We start from the raw sequence: 16,212 nt of genomic DNA on the forward strand, positions 1-16,212 counted from the left end.
CCGCACCGCCATGGTCTGGCACTGGTCGCTTTTGCCGCCCGCCCGGCGCGATGGGGTGGCGGCCTCGGTCGGCGAGCCGGACCGCACGGCAACCGTCGTCGCGCTTGCCACCGGCATCATCATCGCCGCAGCACTCCTCCTGCCGCACGCGACGATTTTCTCCCTCGTGCTCTCGCTCGTCGCCGCCATCGCCGCCGTGCTGGTGTTCAACCGCATCACGCTGCGCAAGATCGGCGGCCATACCGGCGATACAATCGGCGCCACGCAGCAGCTCACGGAAATGTCGGTCCTCACGGCTCTTGCCTTGGCACTGTGACCTGACGATATACAAGCAAGTCCCAGCAAAAGTGCGCAGCGGTTTTGCGTCCGGGATTGCGAAAGCATAAATGAGATATCCGGAGACGCAATGGAATCGCCCTGCATCCTCGTCTGTTCGATCGACATGGTGACCGGCTACTGTTTCGGCTGCGGCCGCACGCGCGATGAGATCGGCGCGTGGACGCTCTACACATCCGAACAGCGCCGCACGATCATGGCCGAACTGCCGGCACGCCTCGAAACCGTCGAACGCAAGCCCCGGCGCGAGACCCGCCGCACGCGCATGGCGCGGGAGCGCGGCGAGGCATGAGGCTCTACATCCTCTTCGGCATTCTCGGTGCCGGCCTCGTGCTGCTGATCCTCAATCACGACGGCGGCCGTACGCTCGGCATCGACAACAACGACTTCGGCCGTCTCGTGACGCTTTCGGCGATCGGCACGATGATGGGCGCCGGCATTCTCGCCAGCCGCCGGCAATGGGGCGAAAGCCTGCGCCAGGCTGCGATCTGGCTGCTCATCATCCTGGCGCTCGCTACGGGTTATCTTTATCGCTTCGATCTTCAGCAGGTCGGCAACCGCCTGACGGCAGGCCTCATCCCCGGCCGCGCCGTGGTGACGACGGGCACCAACGGCGAACAGATCCTCGTCGTGCACAAGGGTGTCTCCGGCCATTTCGAGACCGATGTCAGCATCGACGGCACACCGCTGCGCATGATGGTGGATACCGGCGCAAGCTCCATCGTGCTCACTTATGACGACGCGATGCGGCTCGGCATCAATCCCGACAATCTCGTCTTCTCCATCGAAGTCTCCACCGCCAACGGCCGCGCCATGGCCGCCCCGGTGACGCTGCGCCAGGTCGCCATCGGCCCCATCATGCGCGGCACGATCCGCGGCATGGTCACGCAGGCCGGTCAGCTCGACCAGAGCCTGCTCGGCATGAGTTTTCTGGAAACCCTCGGCTCGATCGAGATCACCCGCGACGAACTGCGGCTGAAAGATTGAAACGGGACGGCGCCGCCGCCCCGTTCCCTGCTGCCGCTAGATCGGCTGTCCGACATCTATGCGGTTGCCGTCGGGATCCGCGAAGACGAAGGCGCGCAGGCCGTAGTCCTTGTCCTGAAGGCGCTTGATGATGCGCAGGCCATAATTCTGGCAGGCCGCGTGCAGCGCATCGACGTCGTCCACCATCATATGCGCCACATTGAACGCTGGCGCCTTGTAGGTCGGCTGCAAGGTCAGATGCAGTTCGCCCGCATCTCGCTTCAGGATCATGAAGCCGACGGGACTTCCGTTTTCGAAGACTTTCTTGAAACCAAGGACGTCGGTGTAAAACGCCTCGGCCTTCGCCATGTCCTTGACGGGCAGCATGGCCGCTATTCGTCCGAACTGGACACCGTGATCGGCGATGTCAGTCATCGCAGAACCTCCGCTTGCAACGGCGCACACCCCGCCGGACGGTGCCGGCGGAAGGTTTGCCCGTTGTTGTTTGGGTCAGCAGGACGGTGCCTACGGAAGAAAGCTTAGCCCGGCTTTCGCCGGGCAGTAAACTCAGTTCTTCAACTTGTACCCGGTCTTAAAGATCCAGGCCGTGATCGACAGGCAGACGACGAGGAAGCCGATTACCGTCACGAGGCTGACGACCGGATTGACGTCGGCGATCTCGTAGAAACTCCAGCGGAAGCCCGAAACGAGATAGAGCACCGGGTTGAAATGGCTGACTGTCTGCCAGAACGGCGGCAGCATTTCGATCGAGTAGAACGAGCCGCCCAGGAAGACGAGCGGCGGGATGATCAGCATCGGGAACAGGTTGAGCTGTTCGAAATCCTTCGCCCAGATGCCGATCATGAAGCCGAACAGCGAGAAGCTGACGGCCGTCAGCACGAAGAACAGCACCATCATGAAGGGATGTTTGATCGAGATATCGACGAAAAGCGAGGCGGTGATCAGGATGATCGTACCGACGATCAGGCCCTTGGTGGCGGCCGCCCCGACATAGCCGATGACGATCTCGATCATCGAGATCGGCGACGACAGGATCTCGTAGATCGTGCCGGTGAATTTCGGGAAATAAATGCCGAAGGAGCCGTTGCCGATACACTGGTTGAGCAGCGTCAGCATGATGAGGCCGGGCGCGATGAAGGCGCCGTAGGACACGCCGTTCACCTCCTGCATGCGCGAGCCGATGGCCGCGCCGAAGACGATGAAATAGAGCGAGGTGGTGATGACGGGCGAGACGATGCTCTGCAGCAGCGTGCGGCGCGTGCGCGCCATCTCGAACGCGTAGATGGACTTGATTGCCTCGAAGTTCATTTGCCCTCTCCCACCAGTTCCACGAAGATGTCTTCCAGCGAACTCTGCTCGGTGGATATGTCCTTGACCCGCAATCCGCACTGCGAGAGCGCCGACAAGAGCGAAGAAATGCCCGTGCGCTCGCCGGTCGAGACGAATTCATAGGTGAGCCGCGTCCCCTCGCCCGAAAGCGTCAGCCCATAGGGCGACAAGGCATCGGGAATGGCGGTGATCGCGTCGGCGAGCTCGACGGTCATCTGCTTGCGGCCAAGCTTGGCCATCAGCGCCTTCTTGTCCTCGACCAGCAGGATCCGACCATGGTTGATGACGCCGATGCGGTCGGCGATCTCTTCCGCCTCCTCGATGTAATGCGTCGTCAGGATGATCGTCACGCCATTGGCGTGCAGCCGCTCGACGAGCTGCCACATGTCCTTGCGCAAGGAAACGTCGACGCCCGCCGTCGGCTCGTCGAGAAACAGCACCTTCGGCTCATAGGACAGGGCCTTGGCGATCAGCACGCGCCGACGCATGCCGCCGGAGAGGTGGCGCAGCATCGTGTCCTTCTTGTCGTAGAGCGAGAGGTCTTTCAGGATGCGCTCGATCAGCGCCGGGTTCGGCGCGCAGCCGTGCAGGCCGCGCGAAAAGGCGACGGTGTTATAGACCGTCTCGAAGGCATCCAGCGTCAGTTCCTGCGGCACGAGGCCGATCATGGAGCGCGTCTTGCGGTAGTCGCTGAGGATGTCATGGCCGCCGACGGTGACCGTGCCGCCGCTCGGCGTGACGATGCCGCAGATGATGGAGATCATGGTGGTCTTGCCGGCGCCGTTCGGACCGAGCAGCGCGAGGATTTCGCCCTGTTCGATATCGAGATCGACGCCTTTCAGCGCCGTGAAACCGGAGGCGTAGCTCTTGGTGAGATTGCGTATGGAAACGATGGGCGCCATCGGGGGCTCCGGAAAGAGGAGATTTCATGCGGAAGGACACCCTATATGGCGTGTCTTTTGTCGGTTTTCACCCGTAGGCAGCAAAAAATTCTCAGGGCTCGACAGCTGCCTGTCATCAAACCGTGACTGACGTCCAGCATGGTCGCGACGAGGCCGAAGGAACGGTTTTGCACCCCGCGCAGCCGCCGCTCCCCTGCTCTTTTGCAGTGGCCTCGCTCCCGAACCCTGAGGGAGTTTCCGGCGGCCCCATCCGCCGCGCTTCCTCCGCGGAAGCACCGCATGCATCTTGGCCGGTCGTCCCGGCCGGGAGATTGGAATGTGACGTTCCAGGCACCCGTCTCCCTAAGGCGGATTGCCAACCCCCTTCTTGACCGGCGCCCTCGCCGGTCTTTTTTTGCCCGCGCGAAATCCGTCATTTGCCGGCCACGGCCGCCTCGAAAACCGCCCGCTGGGCAGCGAAGGCACGCTGATAGGCGGGCCGTGCCTGGCCACGGGCGACATAGGCGGCAACGGCCGGATACTCCGACAACAGGCCCGAGGATTCCAGCCGGCGCAGCACATGTACCATCATCAGATCGCCAGTGCTGAAGGCACCGTCGAGCCATTCGCCCTCGCCGAGATGGCGCGACAACTCCCCGAGCAGCGCGCGAATGCGGTCATCGAGCATCGGCAGCCGCTCGGCATGCCACGGCTTGTCGCGCTCCACGATCACGGCCATCGAGCGCTCGACGATCGGCGGCTCCACCGTGGCAACCGCCGCAAACATCCACATGACGGCCCGCGCCCTGCCGTTCACCTCCTCAGGTAGCAGGCCCGGATGCTGCTCGGCAATGTGCAGCACGATGGCGCCGGACTCGAATAGCGCGAGATCGCCCTCCTCATAGGTCGGAATCTGCCCGAACGGGTTGAACGCCATATGCGCCGGCTGCTTCATCGCCTTGAAGGTGAGAAGGCGCACCTCATAGGGCTGGCCGACCTCCTCCAGCGCCCAGCGCACGCGCATGTCGCGCGCCAGCCCCTGCCCGCGATCCGGCGAGCTTTCGAATGCGGTGATCGTGGCGGTCATGGTCTCACTCCCTGGCTGTTCGTCTCAAGGACGCTCGGCCGCGGAGGATTCCGACATCAGACCAGAGAATTTGCAAGCGGTCTTAAAGGCTGCAATGCCGGTAACCGGATTTGCGCGCACGCAGGTCGAAGTGGAAATGGTCCTTATGAAAACGGTCGCTGCCCGGACCGAGCACCGTCGAGAAGTACTTGCAGCTGTCGCCACGCACCGCCTTCAAGAGGCCCTTCTCGCGGAAGGCGAAGAAGCCCTTCTTTTCGATGACGATGGCCTTGCCGTTCTTCAGCACGATCTTGCCGACATCGATCGCATTGCCCTTGGCATGCTCCGACATGGCGGCGCCCTTCTGCGAATTCATCGTGCGGCAGGAATAGGAGGACATCTGGTGGATGGCCGCGACGCCGGAGAGATAGCGCGCGCGGCTCGACGGCACGAGTTCCTGCCGCACCCAGCGCGCGAAGGCCTCGGTGATCTGGCAGTTCACCTGCGCCGCCGGCTTGATCTGGATGCCGCCGGAAAGCCCAGACAATTCCACCGGCCAGGCGATGCCGCAGGAGCGCCCGCGCGAAATGCGCGGCACGTCGCGGAACTTCACCCCGAGCCGTTGCAGCCGCTGGCGGCAGGCTTTTTCCGAGGCCGGCATGCCGCCCATCGTCTCGGGCATCTGCATGGGATTGGAAAGCCGCGGCAGGAAGGCGACCTGCTCGCCCTCGACGGCCTGACGCTTACGCGTCGCCTCCTTGTCCGGCACGCGCAGATAACCGTCACTCTCCGCCGGCATGCTCATTTCCATACCGGCATCCGACATGGGAATGCCGTCCGGCTGGCCGACCTGCTGCGGCGTATCCGAGCCGATGCCATCGACGACGACCTGCGTGGCATTGCCCTCCGCAATTTCGTTCGCCTGCGCTTCCGCCAGTCCCTCGACGCGCTGGACACCCAGTCCGTCATCCATGTTGACGCCGCCCTCGGGAACGGTCAGCACACCGGATGAGGCCTGCACGGGATCGGAAATCCCCATGGCCTCATCGCTGTCGATCATCGGCAGGCGCTTTTTCTCGGTGACCGGCGCCATCATCGCCGTGTCGACGCTGTCCCCGGCGGGTTCGCTGATGGGATAGACGCTTACGTCCTCGCCCGTGTCGCCGCTATCGCGGGCCTGCGACACCTCTTCCATAGGCCGGATCGCGCTGACGCCACCGCCGTCGATATCGTCGGGCGGGGTCAGGCCACCCGAACAGGCGGCCAGCATCGCCGGGATGAGAAGCAGCCCGAGCGGCCTGCGGAGACGAGAAACGAACGCAATACCCATTGTCACTTCCGCCTGGCACCCGTCCTCGCCCGATGCGAAGTTCGTGATGTCCCATGTCTGTCCGGCAATGGTGCAGGCCGCTTTTGTCCGCATTCGGACCGCGCCGGCACGAAACCGGACACGAGGGACCATGCCCCCGCAATTCCACTGGATTTTCTCGCAACAGGGTAAAGGAAGCGTTGTCTGCGAAAACGAAAAACCCCGGCGCGGGGGCGCCGGGGCGAGGTTTTCCGGAGAAAAGTCTTTTGCTTTTATGCGGCGCGGCGCCGGTGATCCGCCGCTCCGGCTGGTGAGAGCCGGAAGTTCCCGAGCAGCCGCTTCAGCTGCTCGCTTTCCTGGGTCAGCGTCTGGCCGGCGGCGTTGGTTTCCTCCACCATCGCGGCGTTCTGCTGGGTCATCTGGTCCATCTGGTTGACGGCCTTGTTCACTTCGGCAAGGCCGGTCGCCTGCTCGCGGGCCGAGGTCGCAATCGAATTGACCTGCTCGTTCACCTTGTTGACGAGCGCCTCGATCTCCGTCAGCGCATCGCCCGTCGAGCGCACCAGCGCCACGCCGGTGCCGACTTCGGCCGCCGAATTGCTGATCAGGCCCTTGATCTCCTTGGCGGCATTGGCCGAGCGCTGCGCCAGTTCGCGCACCTCCTGCGCGACAACCGCGAAGCCGCGGCCCGCCTCGCCGGCACGGGCGGCCTCGACACCGGCATTCAGCGCCAGAAGATTGGTCTGGAAGGCGATCTCGTCGATCACGCCGATGATCTGGCTGATGCGGCTCGACGCGTCCTCGATGCGGCTCATCGCGGCGACGGCATCGCGTACGATCGTGCCGGAGCGGCCGGTCGACTGCTTCGTCTCGGCCACCATGCGGCTTGCCTCGGCAGCCCGCTCGGAAGCGCTGCGCACCGTCGCGGTGATCTCGTCGAGGGCGGCGGCGGTTTCCTCCAGCGAGGCCGCCTGCTGTTCGGTGCGGTGCGACAGGTTGTTGGCCGCTTCCGCAATGCCGCCGGCGCTGCCATAGACGACGTCCGTGGACCGGGCAATCGCGTTGACGGTGCCCGAAAGCGCATCGACGGCGCGATTGAAGTCGTCGCGCAGCTTGGCATACTCAGGCGCGATCGCATCGATCGACACCGTGAGGTCGCCGGCCGCAAGCCGTTCCAGCGCCTCGCCGACCGTCTGCATGGCATCCGACTGGCCCTGGCTCACCGCCCGCTGGCGGCGCTCGCCTTCCGAACGCTCGGCATCGAGACGAACCTGCTGCTCGCCTTCGCGAACGCGCAGTTCCGCCCGCTCTGCAACCGACTGGCGCAGCACCGAGACGACCTTCGCCATCTCGCCGATCTCGTCCCTGCGCTCGGTCTCGGGCACGTCGCGGGAAACATCCTCCTCGGCGATCGACTGCATGGATGCCTTGAGGCGCAGGATCGGGCCGGTGACGCTCTTCACGATGCCATAGGCGGCGAGGATAATGGCAAGGCCACCGACGGCGAGGATCATCGCCATCTCGATCGCATTGCTGCGGAACATCGCCGCAAGGTCGTCCGCATAGACGCCCGTACCGACGATCCAGCCCCAGGGCGCGAAGCCGGCGACATGCGAATATTTCAGGACGGGCTCGTCAAAGCCCGGCTTCGGCCAGAGATAGTCGACGAAAGCCTGGCCATCCGGGCTGCCCTTCACGGCCTTGACGAATTCCGTGAAAATCTTCTTGCCGGTCGGGTCGGCCATGGCGGACTGGTCCGTGCCGTCAAGCGCAGGCTTGATCGGATGCATCACGATCACGGCGTTCATGTCGTTGATCCAGAAATAGCCGCTGCCCTCGTAGCGCAACGCACGCACCGCATCCTTGGCGCGGGTCTGGGCTTCCTCGCGCGTCAGCGTGCCAGCCGTTTCCAGATCATTGTAATGTTTGAACAATGTCAGCATGCTCTGGTCCATCGCCGCAAGCTTCGACTTGCGCTCGGCCACCATCGCATCCTGATAATGATAAAGACTGTAGACGAGAGCCGTGGCGAAGATGGTCAAGGCAAGACCGACCAGCAAAGATAGACGCGTCGATATTCTGAAATTCTTCACCGGGCTCTCCTCGATCTTTTGGCACACTGCGCCTTGTGCCCGAGGGTCCGGGAAACCCTTTAAAATCGTCTAAAATTGCAATCATCAATTTTGGGATCGCGCATATATACGAGAAGGCAGGGCAGATGCCCTGCACCTGCCTCTTTCTCCCTCGCCCGCATTCGGCTAGACCAAGGGAAAGATGGAGAGGACCCGCATGACAGAGACCCGGACGCCGAACGGCCAGCTCACCCTTCGCACGCTCGCCATGCCGGGCGATGCCAATGCCGCCGGCGATATTTTCGGCGGCTGGGTCATGGCGCAGATGGACTTGGCTTCGGGCATCCGCGCGGCGGAGCGCGCCCGCGGCCGCGTCGTAACCGCAGCCGTCAAGGAAATGGCCTTCGAACTGCCGGTGAAGATCGGCGACACGCTCAGCATCTACACCGACATCGCCCGAGTCGGCCGCACCTCGATCACGCTCAGCGTCGAGGCCTGGGCGCAGCGCTACCTGACGACGACGCTGGAGAAAGTGACGGGCGCCACCTTTATCATGGTCGCGCTCGACCAGTCCGGCCAGCCCACGCCCGTTCCTGTCGACTAAGAGGGCGGGAAAGCGATGGAGCACACGCCCCCGGATCCCGCACTGTTCGGCCATGTGCGCGTCGTCATCGGCATGGTGGTCAGTCTCAGCATCGCCCGCATCCTGACGGGCGTCGCCCTGCTCGTCCAGCATCCCGGCAAGGTGAAGCCCTATCCCGTGCATCTCGCCTGGGCCGGCTTCCTCCTGCTGTTCCTGTTGCATTTCTGGTGGTGGGAGTTTCGTCTGCAGGCGCTGACGACGATCGGCTTCGGCGTCTATCTCTTCCTGATCAGCTATTGCTGCCTGTTCTTCCTGCTCGCGGTGATGCTCTTTCCCACCGTGCTCGACGACTATGCCGGCTACGAGGACTATTTCTATTCCCGCCGCAAATGGTTCTTCGGCGTCTTCGCCCTCGTCTTCGCCGTGGATCTGATCGACACGGCCCTCAAGGGCGAAGCCTATTTCGGCTCCTTCGGCTACGAATACCCGCTGCGCAACGCTGTCTTCATCCTGCTCTGCCTCACCGCCGCCTGGACCGCCAGCCGCCGCTACCACGTCACCTTCGTGACGCTGGGCATCCTCTATCAATTGAGCTGGATTTTTCGCGCGTTCGATATGCTGGAATAGGATCGATCGACATTCAGCCCTTGAACACGAAGGCCGCGCCCGCCGCGATCAGCATGAAGCCGACGGCGTGGTTCCAGGTCAGGCTTTCCTTCAGCCAGAAGACGGAGAAACCAGCGAAGACCAGGAGTGTAATCACTTCCTGGATGGTCTTGAGCTGTGCCGCCGAATAGACCTCGTGGCCGATGCGGTTGGCCGGCACGGCCAGGCAATATTCGAAGAAGGCGATGCCCCAGCTGGCGAGGATCGCGATGAAGAGCGGCGCCGACTTGAACTTCAGGTGGCCATACCAGGCAAAGGTCATGAAGACGTTGGAAAGGGCGAGAAGCACGATCGGCCAGACGGCCGCGGGGTTGAGGCTGAAGGGCATGGGCGATTCCTGACATTGGGAGACTGTCTGCACCGAGATATCCGAGCCATCACCGCCGTCAAGGCCGCAACGTCATGGATTCTCGCGATCCCCCGTTAAGACAATCTTATGCCCACCGCCACACCATCCGCCCACATCGCCGTGGCGGCGATTCCGTCTGAATCGGGAAGACAATGACGAATGCGGCCCGGCTGATGCCGGAGGATGAAGCGACACGACGGCAGATACTCTCCGCACAGGCCCTGTCCGTGCTGGACGGCATCACCCTGTCGCTCGGCGCCAACTGCTTCCTCGCCGCCACCACCGCCGCCGTGCTCTGGCTGGATGAACCGAGCGCCGGCATCCTGGCCTGGCTCGCCACCGTCCTCGCCATCAATCTCGCCCGCTATATCGGCGTGCGAATCGTCCGCCGGCTCAACTGCGCCGTGGAGCGGCCGAAGCGCGCGCTTGGCGTGCTCTCGCTCGGAGCGCTCGGCGGCGGCCTTGCCTGGAGCTTGCCGCCCTTCATCGGCACGTTGCACGGTGCCAATGGCCTCAACCCCTATCTCATCTTCATCATAGGCGGCATCTGCGCCGGATCGCTGATGCAGAGCACGGCCTATTCCCGCACGGCGCTCGTCTTCGCCGGCCCGCCGCTCGCCTCCGCCATCCTCTCGCTTCTAATCACCGGCACGACGGCCGCCTTCGTCATCGCCGCCGATGCCCTGCTGCTGGCGGTGATGATGCTGCGCACCAGCCAGTTCAGCGAGGCCGGCTTCATCCGCAGCCAGATCGACCGGCTGAAAGCCGTGGCGCTTGCCGCCTCGCTGTCGGACGCCAATGCGGAAATCCGCCAGTCCTACGAGCAACTTGCCTCGCTCGCCAACCGCGACCCTCTGACCGGGCTCGGCAATCGCGCGCTGTTCAACCAGCGCCTGCGCAATCTGCTCGACGGGACCGTGCCCAGCGGCACGCTCGCCCTGCTCGCAATCGACCTCGACCGCTTCAAGGCGATCAACGACACGATGGGCCACGGCGCCGGCGATGCCGTGCTGACAGAGATCGCTGGCCGCCTCGCCAGCCTCACCGGCCCAGATGATACGGTCGTGCGCCTCGGCGGCGACGAGTTCGCCGTCATCATCGAAGGAGTCAATGCGGAAGCGCGCGGCCGCGAAATCGGCAACGGCATCGTTCGCCTTGCCGCCGAACCCATCGTCATCGACGGGCGGCCGGTCACCGTCGGCGCCAGCGCCGGCCTTGCGCTGCATCCCCATCATGGCGAGACCGCCGACGATCTTTTCGCCAGCGCCGATATCGCGCTCTATGCCGCCAAGGAAGGCGGCCGCCGCCGTCTCGGCCTGTTCAATCCGGTCCTCAAGGCCCGCATCGAGCGCCAGCGTCTCATCGAGGCCAGCCTGACGGAGGCCATCGAGAACCGCGACCTGACCGTCGTCTTCCAGCCGCAGGTAGAACTCGCCACCGGCCGCGTCACCGGCTTCGAGGCGCTGCTGCGCTGGTCGCACACCGAACTCGGCGCCGTCAGCCCGCCGGATATCGTGCGCGCCGCCCATGCCCTGCATATATCGCCTTCATTGACCGGCTATGTCGCGACCCGCGCCGCCGAGCTGCTGCAAACCCTGCCGCGCCTCGGGCTGCCGGAGGCTGCGGTCGCCGTGAATGTCTCGCCGCGCGAATTTTCCGGCAATACGCTGTCGCGCTTGCTCACCGACATCGTTCACGCGCATAAGGTTTCCCCGGCGCTGATGGAAATCGAGATCACCGAGGAAGCGACGCTCGATACGCAGGCGGCCGGCGCCGAGCTCGCCCGGCTGGAGGCCGCCGGCTTCCGCCTGGCGGTCGATGATTTCGGCATGGGGCATTCCTCGCTCGCCTATCTCGTCAGCCTGCATATCGACCGGCTGAAGATCGACCGCAGCTTCGTCAAGGGCATCGCCACCAGCCGCGAGAACCAGGCCCTCATCGCCGCCCTCATTGGCATCGGCCATGCGCTGTCCATCGATATCGTGGTGGAAGGCGTCGAGAACGAGGAGGAGGCCGAAGTCCTGCGCATGCTCGGCTGCCGCCACGCCCAAGGCTACCATTTCGCCCGCCCGATGCCCGCCGCCGACATCCCGCGCTGGCTCGACCAGCATGCCGCGCACATGGCCCGGATGGCGACCGGCGAACACTAGATTTTCAGGTCTGTCATGAGCAAAAAAGCCCCGGGCGTTTCCGCCCGGGGCCATGAAGCGACGTCTATAAGCCTACGCTCAGGCCGGCAGAGCCTTGCGCAGGCTGGAGGCGCGCAGGCCGTAGTAGATGATGCCGGCAATGGCGACGCCGAAGAACCAGCCATAGACACCCCACCAGGACGGCATGATGCTGGTGAAGCCCGGCAGGATCGACGAGAAGACGATGCCGACACCGGCCGCGATCAGCGCGTTGACATGCCAGCCGTTCTCGAAGCGGAACTCGCCGTCTTCACGGTAGAGCGCCTCGACATTCACCCGGCCTTTGCGGATGAGGTAGTAGTCGACCATCATGACGCCGAAGATCGGGCCCATCGTGTTGCCGATCATGTTAACGAAATGCGCTGCACCGCTTTCCCAGGGCGCGAAGGGATAGAGCACGAGCGCGATGAACGCCGCGATATAGCCGCCCTTCTTGAAGTCGATATGCTTGGGGAAGACGTTGGCGAAGTCGAAGGCCGGCGAGACGAAGTTCGCCACGACGTTGATGCCGAGCGTCGCCACCGCGAAGGTGAGCGCGGCGAGCAGCGCCAGGAACACGCTGTCGAACTTGGCCGAGATCTGGTCGGGATGCAGCAGCACCTCGCCATAGACGCTATAGGCCGCAATCGTGGTGACGCCGGCGACCAGCGAGAACAGGATGAGGTTGACCGGCAGGCCCCAGAGATTGCCGACCGTCAGCGAACGCTCGCTCGGGCAGTAGCGCGAGAAGTCGCAGAAGTTGAGATAGAGCGCCGAGAAATAGGTGACCCAGATCGCCGCAACTGCACCGAGAGCGGCAAGCGAGCCCGGCACGCCCGGTACACCCGCATCCTTGGTCTTCTCCAGCAGCACGTCCATCGGGATCGTGTGGCTGAGCGAGAAACCGCCGGCCTTGACGACGAGATAGACGGCAAGCAGCAGCATCATGACCCAGACGGCGGGACCGGCCCAGTCCTGGAACTTGCGCACCGTTTCCATGCCGTTCTGGATGATCAGCAGCTGAAGGCCCCAGACGACGACATAGCAGATCAGTTCCAGCGTCGAATGGCCGAGCATGTGGCTCGACTGGTGAAATTGCAGCAGGCTCTCGTTGCGGATGAGCAGCGCAACGATGGCGCCGGAAGCGGCCGCCGTCTGTGCGCCATACCAGAAGCAGGCGACGATGGCCCGCACGATGGCCGGGAAATTCGCGCCCCAGATGCCGAAGGAGGCACGGGCGAGAACCGGGAACGGCACGCCGGTGCGCACGCCGGCAAGGCCGACCATGTGCATCAGGAAGAAGATAATCAGCGAGCCGACGCCGATGGCCAGCAGGAAGTTCACGAAGCTTCCACAGAAGAGAAACAGGCTGGCGGCGAGATAATAGCCCCACAGGCTGTGCACGTCCGATGTCCAGACATTGAAGATGGAGAAGGCCCCCCAATTGCGCTCCTTCGCGGGCGCAAGGTCCTCGTTATACAGTTGCGGTGATGCACCGGGCGGTATCGTCATCCTAATCCCTCCTGACGTTTGAACCCTGTGCGACCTATCTGATCCTGTGTTTCCGGGGTGTCAATCGAGCAAAAATAGCCTGCGCCATCAGCGGGTTGCGGGAGAAAGCGGCCGCCATCACGAAATTGTTAACAAAAACAGCAAGCTATCGTGCACAGCAATGTCGTTGGCGTTGAGCCCGGCATTAGAAAGCGAACAAGACTTTCAATCGCTGGAATAAAATCTTTCGCATCAGATCGGGGTAGTCCGGTTGAAAGCGACGGCGGACTCCCCTCCGCCGGATGCCGAGAGACGCAGCCGGGCCAATCGCCCGGCCCCTTGTTCCCTCGATGCTCGCCCATCACCCCCAGGCTTCCACGAGAAAACGCTGTGCATCCTGCCGCCGCCACGTTTCGAGGATCGCCGCATAGTCCTTCGCCGCGCTGTGCAGCGAGAGATCGTCGAGCTTGTCCGCGCGATAGACCAGGAACGGCGCCTGCCACGGCAGGCCGCAACGGTGCGCCGTCGCCTCCAGCGGGCGCAGCAGCTCTTCCATGGTGAACTTGTTGGCGCCGCCGCGCTGGTAGGCCTCCGGCACATTGCCGGCCGTTGCGACGACGAGCAGCGGCTTGCCCTCCAGCAGGCGCCCCTCGGTCGGATAGCTGATGTAGAACATGCGGGTCAGCACCGCATCCTTCCACGCCTGCAACAGCGGCGGCGTGGCATACCACTGGATCGGGAACTGCAGCACGATCCGGTCGGCCGATAGCAGCCGCGCCACCTCGCGATCCGCGTCGATCGCGCCATCGGGGTAGAGCGCATACATATCGGCGACCTCCACGCCCGGCAGGCGGGCGGCCGCCTCGGCCAGCGCCGCATTGGCGCGCGAGCGATTGAGATCGGGGTGGAAGAGAAGGATCAAGGTCTTGCTCACGGCGTCGTCTCCTGTGTTGACGCCACCAGGATGCCGCGCATGCTGAAATCATTCCAATGGATGATTTGTATATGCTATTATCTGTCTTATGAATTTAAGATCCGTCGACCTGAACCTTCTCGTTATTCTCGACGCCCTGCTCGACGAGGCCCATGTCTCGCGCGCCGCCGCAAAGCTCAACCTGTCGCAGCCCGCCACATCGAGCGCGCTTGACCGCTGCCGCCATCTCTTCGGCGATCCGTTGCTGGAGCGCGGCAAGGGCGGCATGCGCCTGACGCCGAAGGCGGAAAGCCTGCGCGATCCGCTCAAAACCCTTCTCGTCGGTATCGCCGCCGTGGTCGATGCACCGGAGGAACCGCTCGCCGAAATCCGCCAGACCGTGCGCATTCTCACCGCCGATTTTCCCGGCATCCTGATCGCCGGTGCCCTGCACCGCGCGCTCGCCCAGTCCGCCCCCGGCATCGACCTGGTCATCCAGCCCTGGCATGGCGCGCCCGAGGCGCTGGAATCGCTGGCCCGCGGTGCCAGCGACATAGCCCTCTCGGTCTTCCCGACCGTCGACGAGACCGCCTTCCACCGCGAGACGCTGGTCGACGAGCACTACGTCGTCGCCATGCGGAAGAATCATCCCGCCGCGCAGCACTTCACGCTGGACCGCTGGCTCGCCTTTCCGCACATCCTCGTCTCTGGCCGCGGCGATACGCGCACGCCCTTCGACGACCAGCTCGCCGCCCTCGGCAAGACCCGCCGCGTCGGCATCGTCGTGCCCAGCTTCCTGATGGTACCCGCGCTTCTGGAAGACAGCGATCTCATCGCCATGATGCCGAGCCACTGCCTGCCGCCGGAGGCCGCAACGCGCTTCCACGTCGCCCGTCCCCCCATCCCCGTCACCGGCTTCCCCCTCCACCTCGCCTGGCACCGCCGTCGCGACAAGGATCGCGCGGTGCAGCATGTGGCGGATGAGGTGCGGACGCTCTTCGTCGGCCTGACGAACTAACCGATCTTGCTGACCAGCTTCGCCGTCGCCAGCAGTGTGACGATATCGCGGATCATCGGCCTCAGGTGCCGGTCGAAATCGATCGGCGTATCCACCGGCGGCAGCTCGAAGAAATTCTTCTTCGAGGGCAGCAGCAGGTAACAATCCCGCCGCCGCAGCGCCAGCCGCACCACGTCGTCGCGCCATTCGGTGGAGAGGTAATCGAGCGCCTTGGCGAGCGCGCCCTGCACGATGGGAGTCGCGGCATCCGGCCGGTCGGTGCGGAATTCGTGCGAAGCGTCGAGTTCAGGATTGCCGCTCGTCACCAGCGGCATGGAACTGCCGCCGAAGAGATCGCGGAAGAACAGCTGCACGCTGTTCGGCTTGCGCGCCGCCAGCAGCAGGCCGGGAAATTCCTCGTCGCGCACGAAATGGAAAATGATGCCCTTGAAGGTCGTGCTCCGGCTCTTGCCGCTGCCGGTGCTCATCTCCGTTTCCGACAACGTGAAGGCCAGCCCCTCGTGTCGGCCGGCGATCATGTCGCCGTGTTCGCTGCGATCGCGCGCCACCAGTTCCTTGCCGGGCATGGCGCCCATGAAGCGCGGCTCGACGCCGTGCCCATACTGCACCTCGTCGATGAAGCCGAAGACCAGCGGCAGCATACGGTCGCGCAAATCCTGCTGGAAGCGCTTCGACGGCGCCTGCGCGACACGCCAGACGACCGTGCCGCCGAAAAACAGCAGCCCCAGCACGATGCCGACGATATTCTTGTCGATCTCGGTGAAGGCGATATAGGCGAAAATGCCGGCGAGAACGACATAGCCGCCGAATAGCAGCACCATGTTGACATAGAGCGTGTTCGTGACCCTGCCGCGCTCGGCATTGTAGGCCGCCACCGCCTCGTGCAGCGCCGCCAGCGCGCTCTCCTTCGGCATCAGTCCCGTCTCGTCAATCACCTTCTCCATGATCGCCCCTCGCCCTGCCTTCCCTGATAACGGGCGGAGACAGCCGCAAATTCGTTTCCCTTTTGTACTCAAAACCCCTTTTCTTTCCGCCTGACTCTCT

General features: G+C 63.9%; 17 protein-coding genes. 7 read left to right on the forward strand and 10 right to left on the reverse strand.

Annotated elements, in window-relative coordinates:
- The 3 genes from ACOZK4_RS19955 to ACOZK4_RS19965 form a co-directional block, all read left to right on the forward strand.
- On the forward strand, positions 1 to 316 hold a 316-nt coding region (locus ACOZK4_RS19955; protein WP_421593404.1), incomplete at its 5' end, for an adenosylcobinamide-GDP ribazoletransferase.
- A gap of 90 nt (positions 317 to 406) precedes the next feature.
- Positions 407 to 628, forward strand: a complete 222-nt coding sequence (locus tag ACOZK4_RS19960) for a DUF1289 domain-containing protein (RefSeq protein WP_421593405.1) — start codon at positions 407 to 409, stop codon at positions 626 to 628.
- On the forward strand, positions 625 to 1,323 hold the full coding sequence (locus ACOZK4_RS19965; RefSeq protein WP_421593406.1) for a retropepsin-like aspartic protease family protein: 699 nt from the start codon (positions 625 to 627) through the stop codon (positions 1,321 to 1,323). The genes ACOZK4_RS19960 and ACOZK4_RS19965 overlap by 4 nt, the downstream gene beginning before the upstream one ends.
- Positions 1,324 to 1,359: 36 nt before the next feature.
- Here ACOZK4_RS19965 and ACOZK4_RS19970 read toward each other — a convergent pair whose 3' ends face one another.
- From ACOZK4_RS19970 to ACOZK4_RS19995, 6 genes are all read right to left on the reverse strand, one after another.
- Positions 1,360 to 1,737, reverse strand: a complete 378-nt coding sequence (locus ACOZK4_RS19970) for a glyoxalase superfamily protein (RefSeq protein ID WP_421593407.1) — start codon at positions 1,735 to 1,737, stop codon at positions 1,360 to 1,362.
- A 132-nt stretch (positions 1,738 to 1,869) separates the two neighbouring features.
- Positions 1,870 to 2,631 carry an ABC transporter permease gene (locus tag ACOZK4_RS19975; RefSeq protein ID WP_313528370.1) on the reverse strand — a complete coding sequence of 254 codons (762 nt, stop codon included), beginning with the start codon at positions 2,629 to 2,631 and terminating at the stop codon, positions 1,870 to 1,872.
- Positions 2,628 to 3,554 (reverse strand): ABC transporter ATP-binding protein, encoded by a 927-nt coding sequence (locus tag ACOZK4_RS19980; protein WP_421593408.1) that lies wholly within the window; start codon positions 3,552 to 3,554, stop codon positions 2,628 to 2,630. Before ACOZK4_RS19980 ends, ACOZK4_RS19975 begins: the two co-directional genes overlap by 4 nt.
- Before the next feature lie 412 nt (positions 3,555 to 3,966).
- On the reverse strand, positions 3,967 to 4,620 hold the full coding sequence (locus ACOZK4_RS19985) for a glutathione S-transferase family protein (RefSeq protein WP_421593409.1): 654 nt from the start codon (positions 4,618 to 4,620) through the stop codon (positions 3,967 to 3,969).
- 82 nt (positions 4,621 to 4,702) lie between these two features.
- Entirely contained in the window at positions 4,703 to 5,929 is a 1,227-nt protein-coding gene (locus ACOZK4_RS19990; RefSeq protein WP_421593411.1) for an extensin family protein, read from the reverse strand.
- 251 nt (positions 5,930 to 6,180) lie between these two features.
- Positions 6,181 to 8,001 carry a methyl-accepting chemotaxis protein gene (locus tag ACOZK4_RS19995; RefSeq protein WP_421593412.1) on the reverse strand — a complete coding sequence of 607 codons (1,821 nt, stop codon included), beginning with the start codon at positions 7,999 to 8,001 and terminating at the stop codon, positions 6,181 to 6,183.
- 196 nt (positions 8,002 to 8,197) lie between these two features.
- Here ACOZK4_RS19995 and ACOZK4_RS20000 point away from each other — a divergent pair, with 196 nt between their 5' ends.
- Both ACOZK4_RS20000 and ACOZK4_RS20005 read left to right on the forward strand, forming a co-directional pair.
- Positions 8,198 to 8,584, forward strand: coding sequence for an acyl-CoA thioesterase (locus ACOZK4_RS20000; protein ID WP_313528380.1), 387 nt, complete (start codon positions 8,198 to 8,200; stop codon positions 8,582 to 8,584).
- Between the two features lie 15 nt (positions 8,585 to 8,599).
- Positions 8,600 to 9,190: a hypothetical protein gene (locus ACOZK4_RS20005; RefSeq protein ID WP_421593414.1), complete on the forward strand. Its 591-nt coding sequence runs from the start codon at positions 8,600 to 8,602 to the stop codon at positions 9,188 to 9,190.
- A 13-nt stretch (positions 9,191 to 9,203) separates the two neighbouring features.
- Here the strand turns inward: ACOZK4_RS20005 and ACOZK4_RS20010 are convergent, their stop codons facing one another.
- Positions 9,204 to 9,557: a DMT family protein gene (locus tag ACOZK4_RS20010; protein WP_298100209.1), complete on the reverse strand. Its 354-nt coding sequence runs from the start codon at positions 9,555 to 9,557 to the stop codon at positions 9,204 to 9,206.
- A gap of 173 nt (positions 9,558 to 9,730) precedes the next feature.
- Between ACOZK4_RS20010 and ACOZK4_RS20015 the strand changes: the two genes are divergently transcribed.
- Complete coding sequence (locus ACOZK4_RS20015; RefSeq protein ID WP_421593415.1) at positions 9,731 to 11,728, forward strand: putative bifunctional diguanylate cyclase/phosphodiesterase; 1,998 nt, start codon at positions 9,731 to 9,733, stop codon at positions 11,726 to 11,728.
- A gap of 78 nt (positions 11,729 to 11,806) precedes the next feature.
- Here ACOZK4_RS20015 and ACOZK4_RS20020 read toward each other — a convergent pair whose 3' ends face one another.
- Positions 11,807 to 13,258, reverse strand: coding sequence for an NCS1 family nucleobase:cation symporter-1 (locus ACOZK4_RS20020; RefSeq protein WP_421593416.1), 1,452 nt, complete (start codon positions 13,256 to 13,258; stop codon positions 11,807 to 11,809).
- Positions 13,259 to 13,598: 340 nt separating this feature from the next.
- On the reverse strand, positions 13,599 to 14,171 hold the full coding sequence (locus ACOZK4_RS20025) for an NAD(P)H-dependent oxidoreductase (RefSeq protein ID WP_421593417.1): 573 nt from the start codon (positions 14,169 to 14,171) through the stop codon (positions 13,599 to 13,601).
- An 88-nt stretch (positions 14,172 to 14,259) separates the two neighbouring features.
- Here ACOZK4_RS20025 and ACOZK4_RS20030 point away from each other — a divergent pair, with 88 nt between their 5' ends.
- Entirely contained in the window at positions 14,260 to 15,168 is a 909-nt protein-coding gene (locus ACOZK4_RS20030) for a LysR family transcriptional regulator (protein WP_421593418.1), read from the forward strand.
- On the opposite strand, the gene ACOZK4_RS20035 is transcribed toward ACOZK4_RS20030, so the two are convergent.
- The gene (locus ACOZK4_RS20035) at positions 15,165 to 16,112 is read right to left on the reverse strand and encodes a DUF3137 domain-containing protein (protein ID WP_421593419.1); all 948 of its coding nucleotides are present in this window, start codon (positions 16,110 to 16,112) and stop codon (positions 15,165 to 15,167) included. The genes ACOZK4_RS20030 and ACOZK4_RS20035 overlap by 4 nt on opposite strands.
- Positions 16,113 to 16,212 lie beyond the last annotated feature (100 nt).

Origin of the sequence: Shinella sp. M27, assembly GCF_049199905.1 — a bacterium.
In the GTDB taxonomy this organism is placed as follows: domain Bacteria; phylum Pseudomonadota; class Alphaproteobacteria; order Rhizobiales; family Rhizobiaceae; genus Shinella.

Excerpts from the sequence above, each read along its gene's own strand:
- ACOZK4_RS19960 (WP_421593405.1), top strand. The coding sequence starts at position 407 with ATGGAATCGCCCTGCATCCTCGTCTGTTCGATCGACATGGTGACCGGC.
- ACOZK4_RS19965 (WP_421593406.1), top strand. The coding sequence starts at position 625 with ATGAGGCTCTACATCCTCTTCGGCATTCTCGGTGCCGGCCTCGTGCTG.
- ACOZK4_RS19970 (WP_421593407.1), bottom strand. The coding sequence starts at position 1,737 with ATGACTGACATCGCCGATCACGGTGTCCAGTTCGGACGAATAGCGGCC.
- ACOZK4_RS19975 (WP_313528370.1), bottom strand. The coding sequence starts at position 2,631 with ATGAACTTCGAGGCAATCAAGTCCATCTACGCGTTCGAGATGGCGCGC.
- ACOZK4_RS19980 (WP_421593408.1), bottom strand. The coding sequence starts at position 3,554 with ATGGCGCCCATCGTTTCCATACGCAATCTCACCAAGAGCTACGCCTCC.
- ACOZK4_RS19985 (WP_421593409.1), bottom strand. The coding sequence starts at position 4,620 with ATGACCGCCACGATCACCGCATTCGAAAGCTCGCCGGATCGCGGGCAG.
- ACOZK4_RS19990 (WP_421593411.1), bottom strand. The coding sequence starts at position 5,929 with ATGGGTATTGCGTTCGTTTCTCGTCTCCGCAGGCCGCTCGGGCTGCTT.
- ACOZK4_RS20000 (WP_313528380.1), top strand. The coding sequence starts at position 8,198 with ATGACAGAGACCCGGACGCCGAACGGCCAGCTCACCCTTCGCACGCTC.
- ACOZK4_RS20005 (WP_421593414.1), top strand. The coding sequence starts at position 8,600 with ATGGAGCACACGCCCCCGGATCCCGCACTGTTCGGCCATGTGCGCGTC.
- ACOZK4_RS20010 (WP_298100209.1), bottom strand. The coding sequence starts at position 9,557 with ATGCCCTTCAGCCTCAACCCCGCGGCCGTCTGGCCGATCGTGCTTCTC.
- ACOZK4_RS20015 (WP_421593415.1), top strand. The coding sequence starts at position 9,731 with ATGACGAATGCGGCCCGGCTGATGCCGGAGGATGAAGCGACACGACGG.
- ACOZK4_RS20020 (WP_421593416.1), bottom strand. The coding sequence starts at position 13,258 with ATGACGATACCGCCCGGTGCATCACCGCAACTGTATAACGAGGACCTT.
- ACOZK4_RS20030 (WP_421593418.1), top strand. The coding sequence starts at position 14,260 with ATGAATTTAAGATCCGTCGACCTGAACCTTCTCGTTATTCTCGACGCC.
- ACOZK4_RS20035 (WP_421593419.1), bottom strand. The coding sequence starts at position 16,112 with ATGGAGAAGGTGATTGACGAGACGGGACTGATGCCGAAGGAGAGCGCG.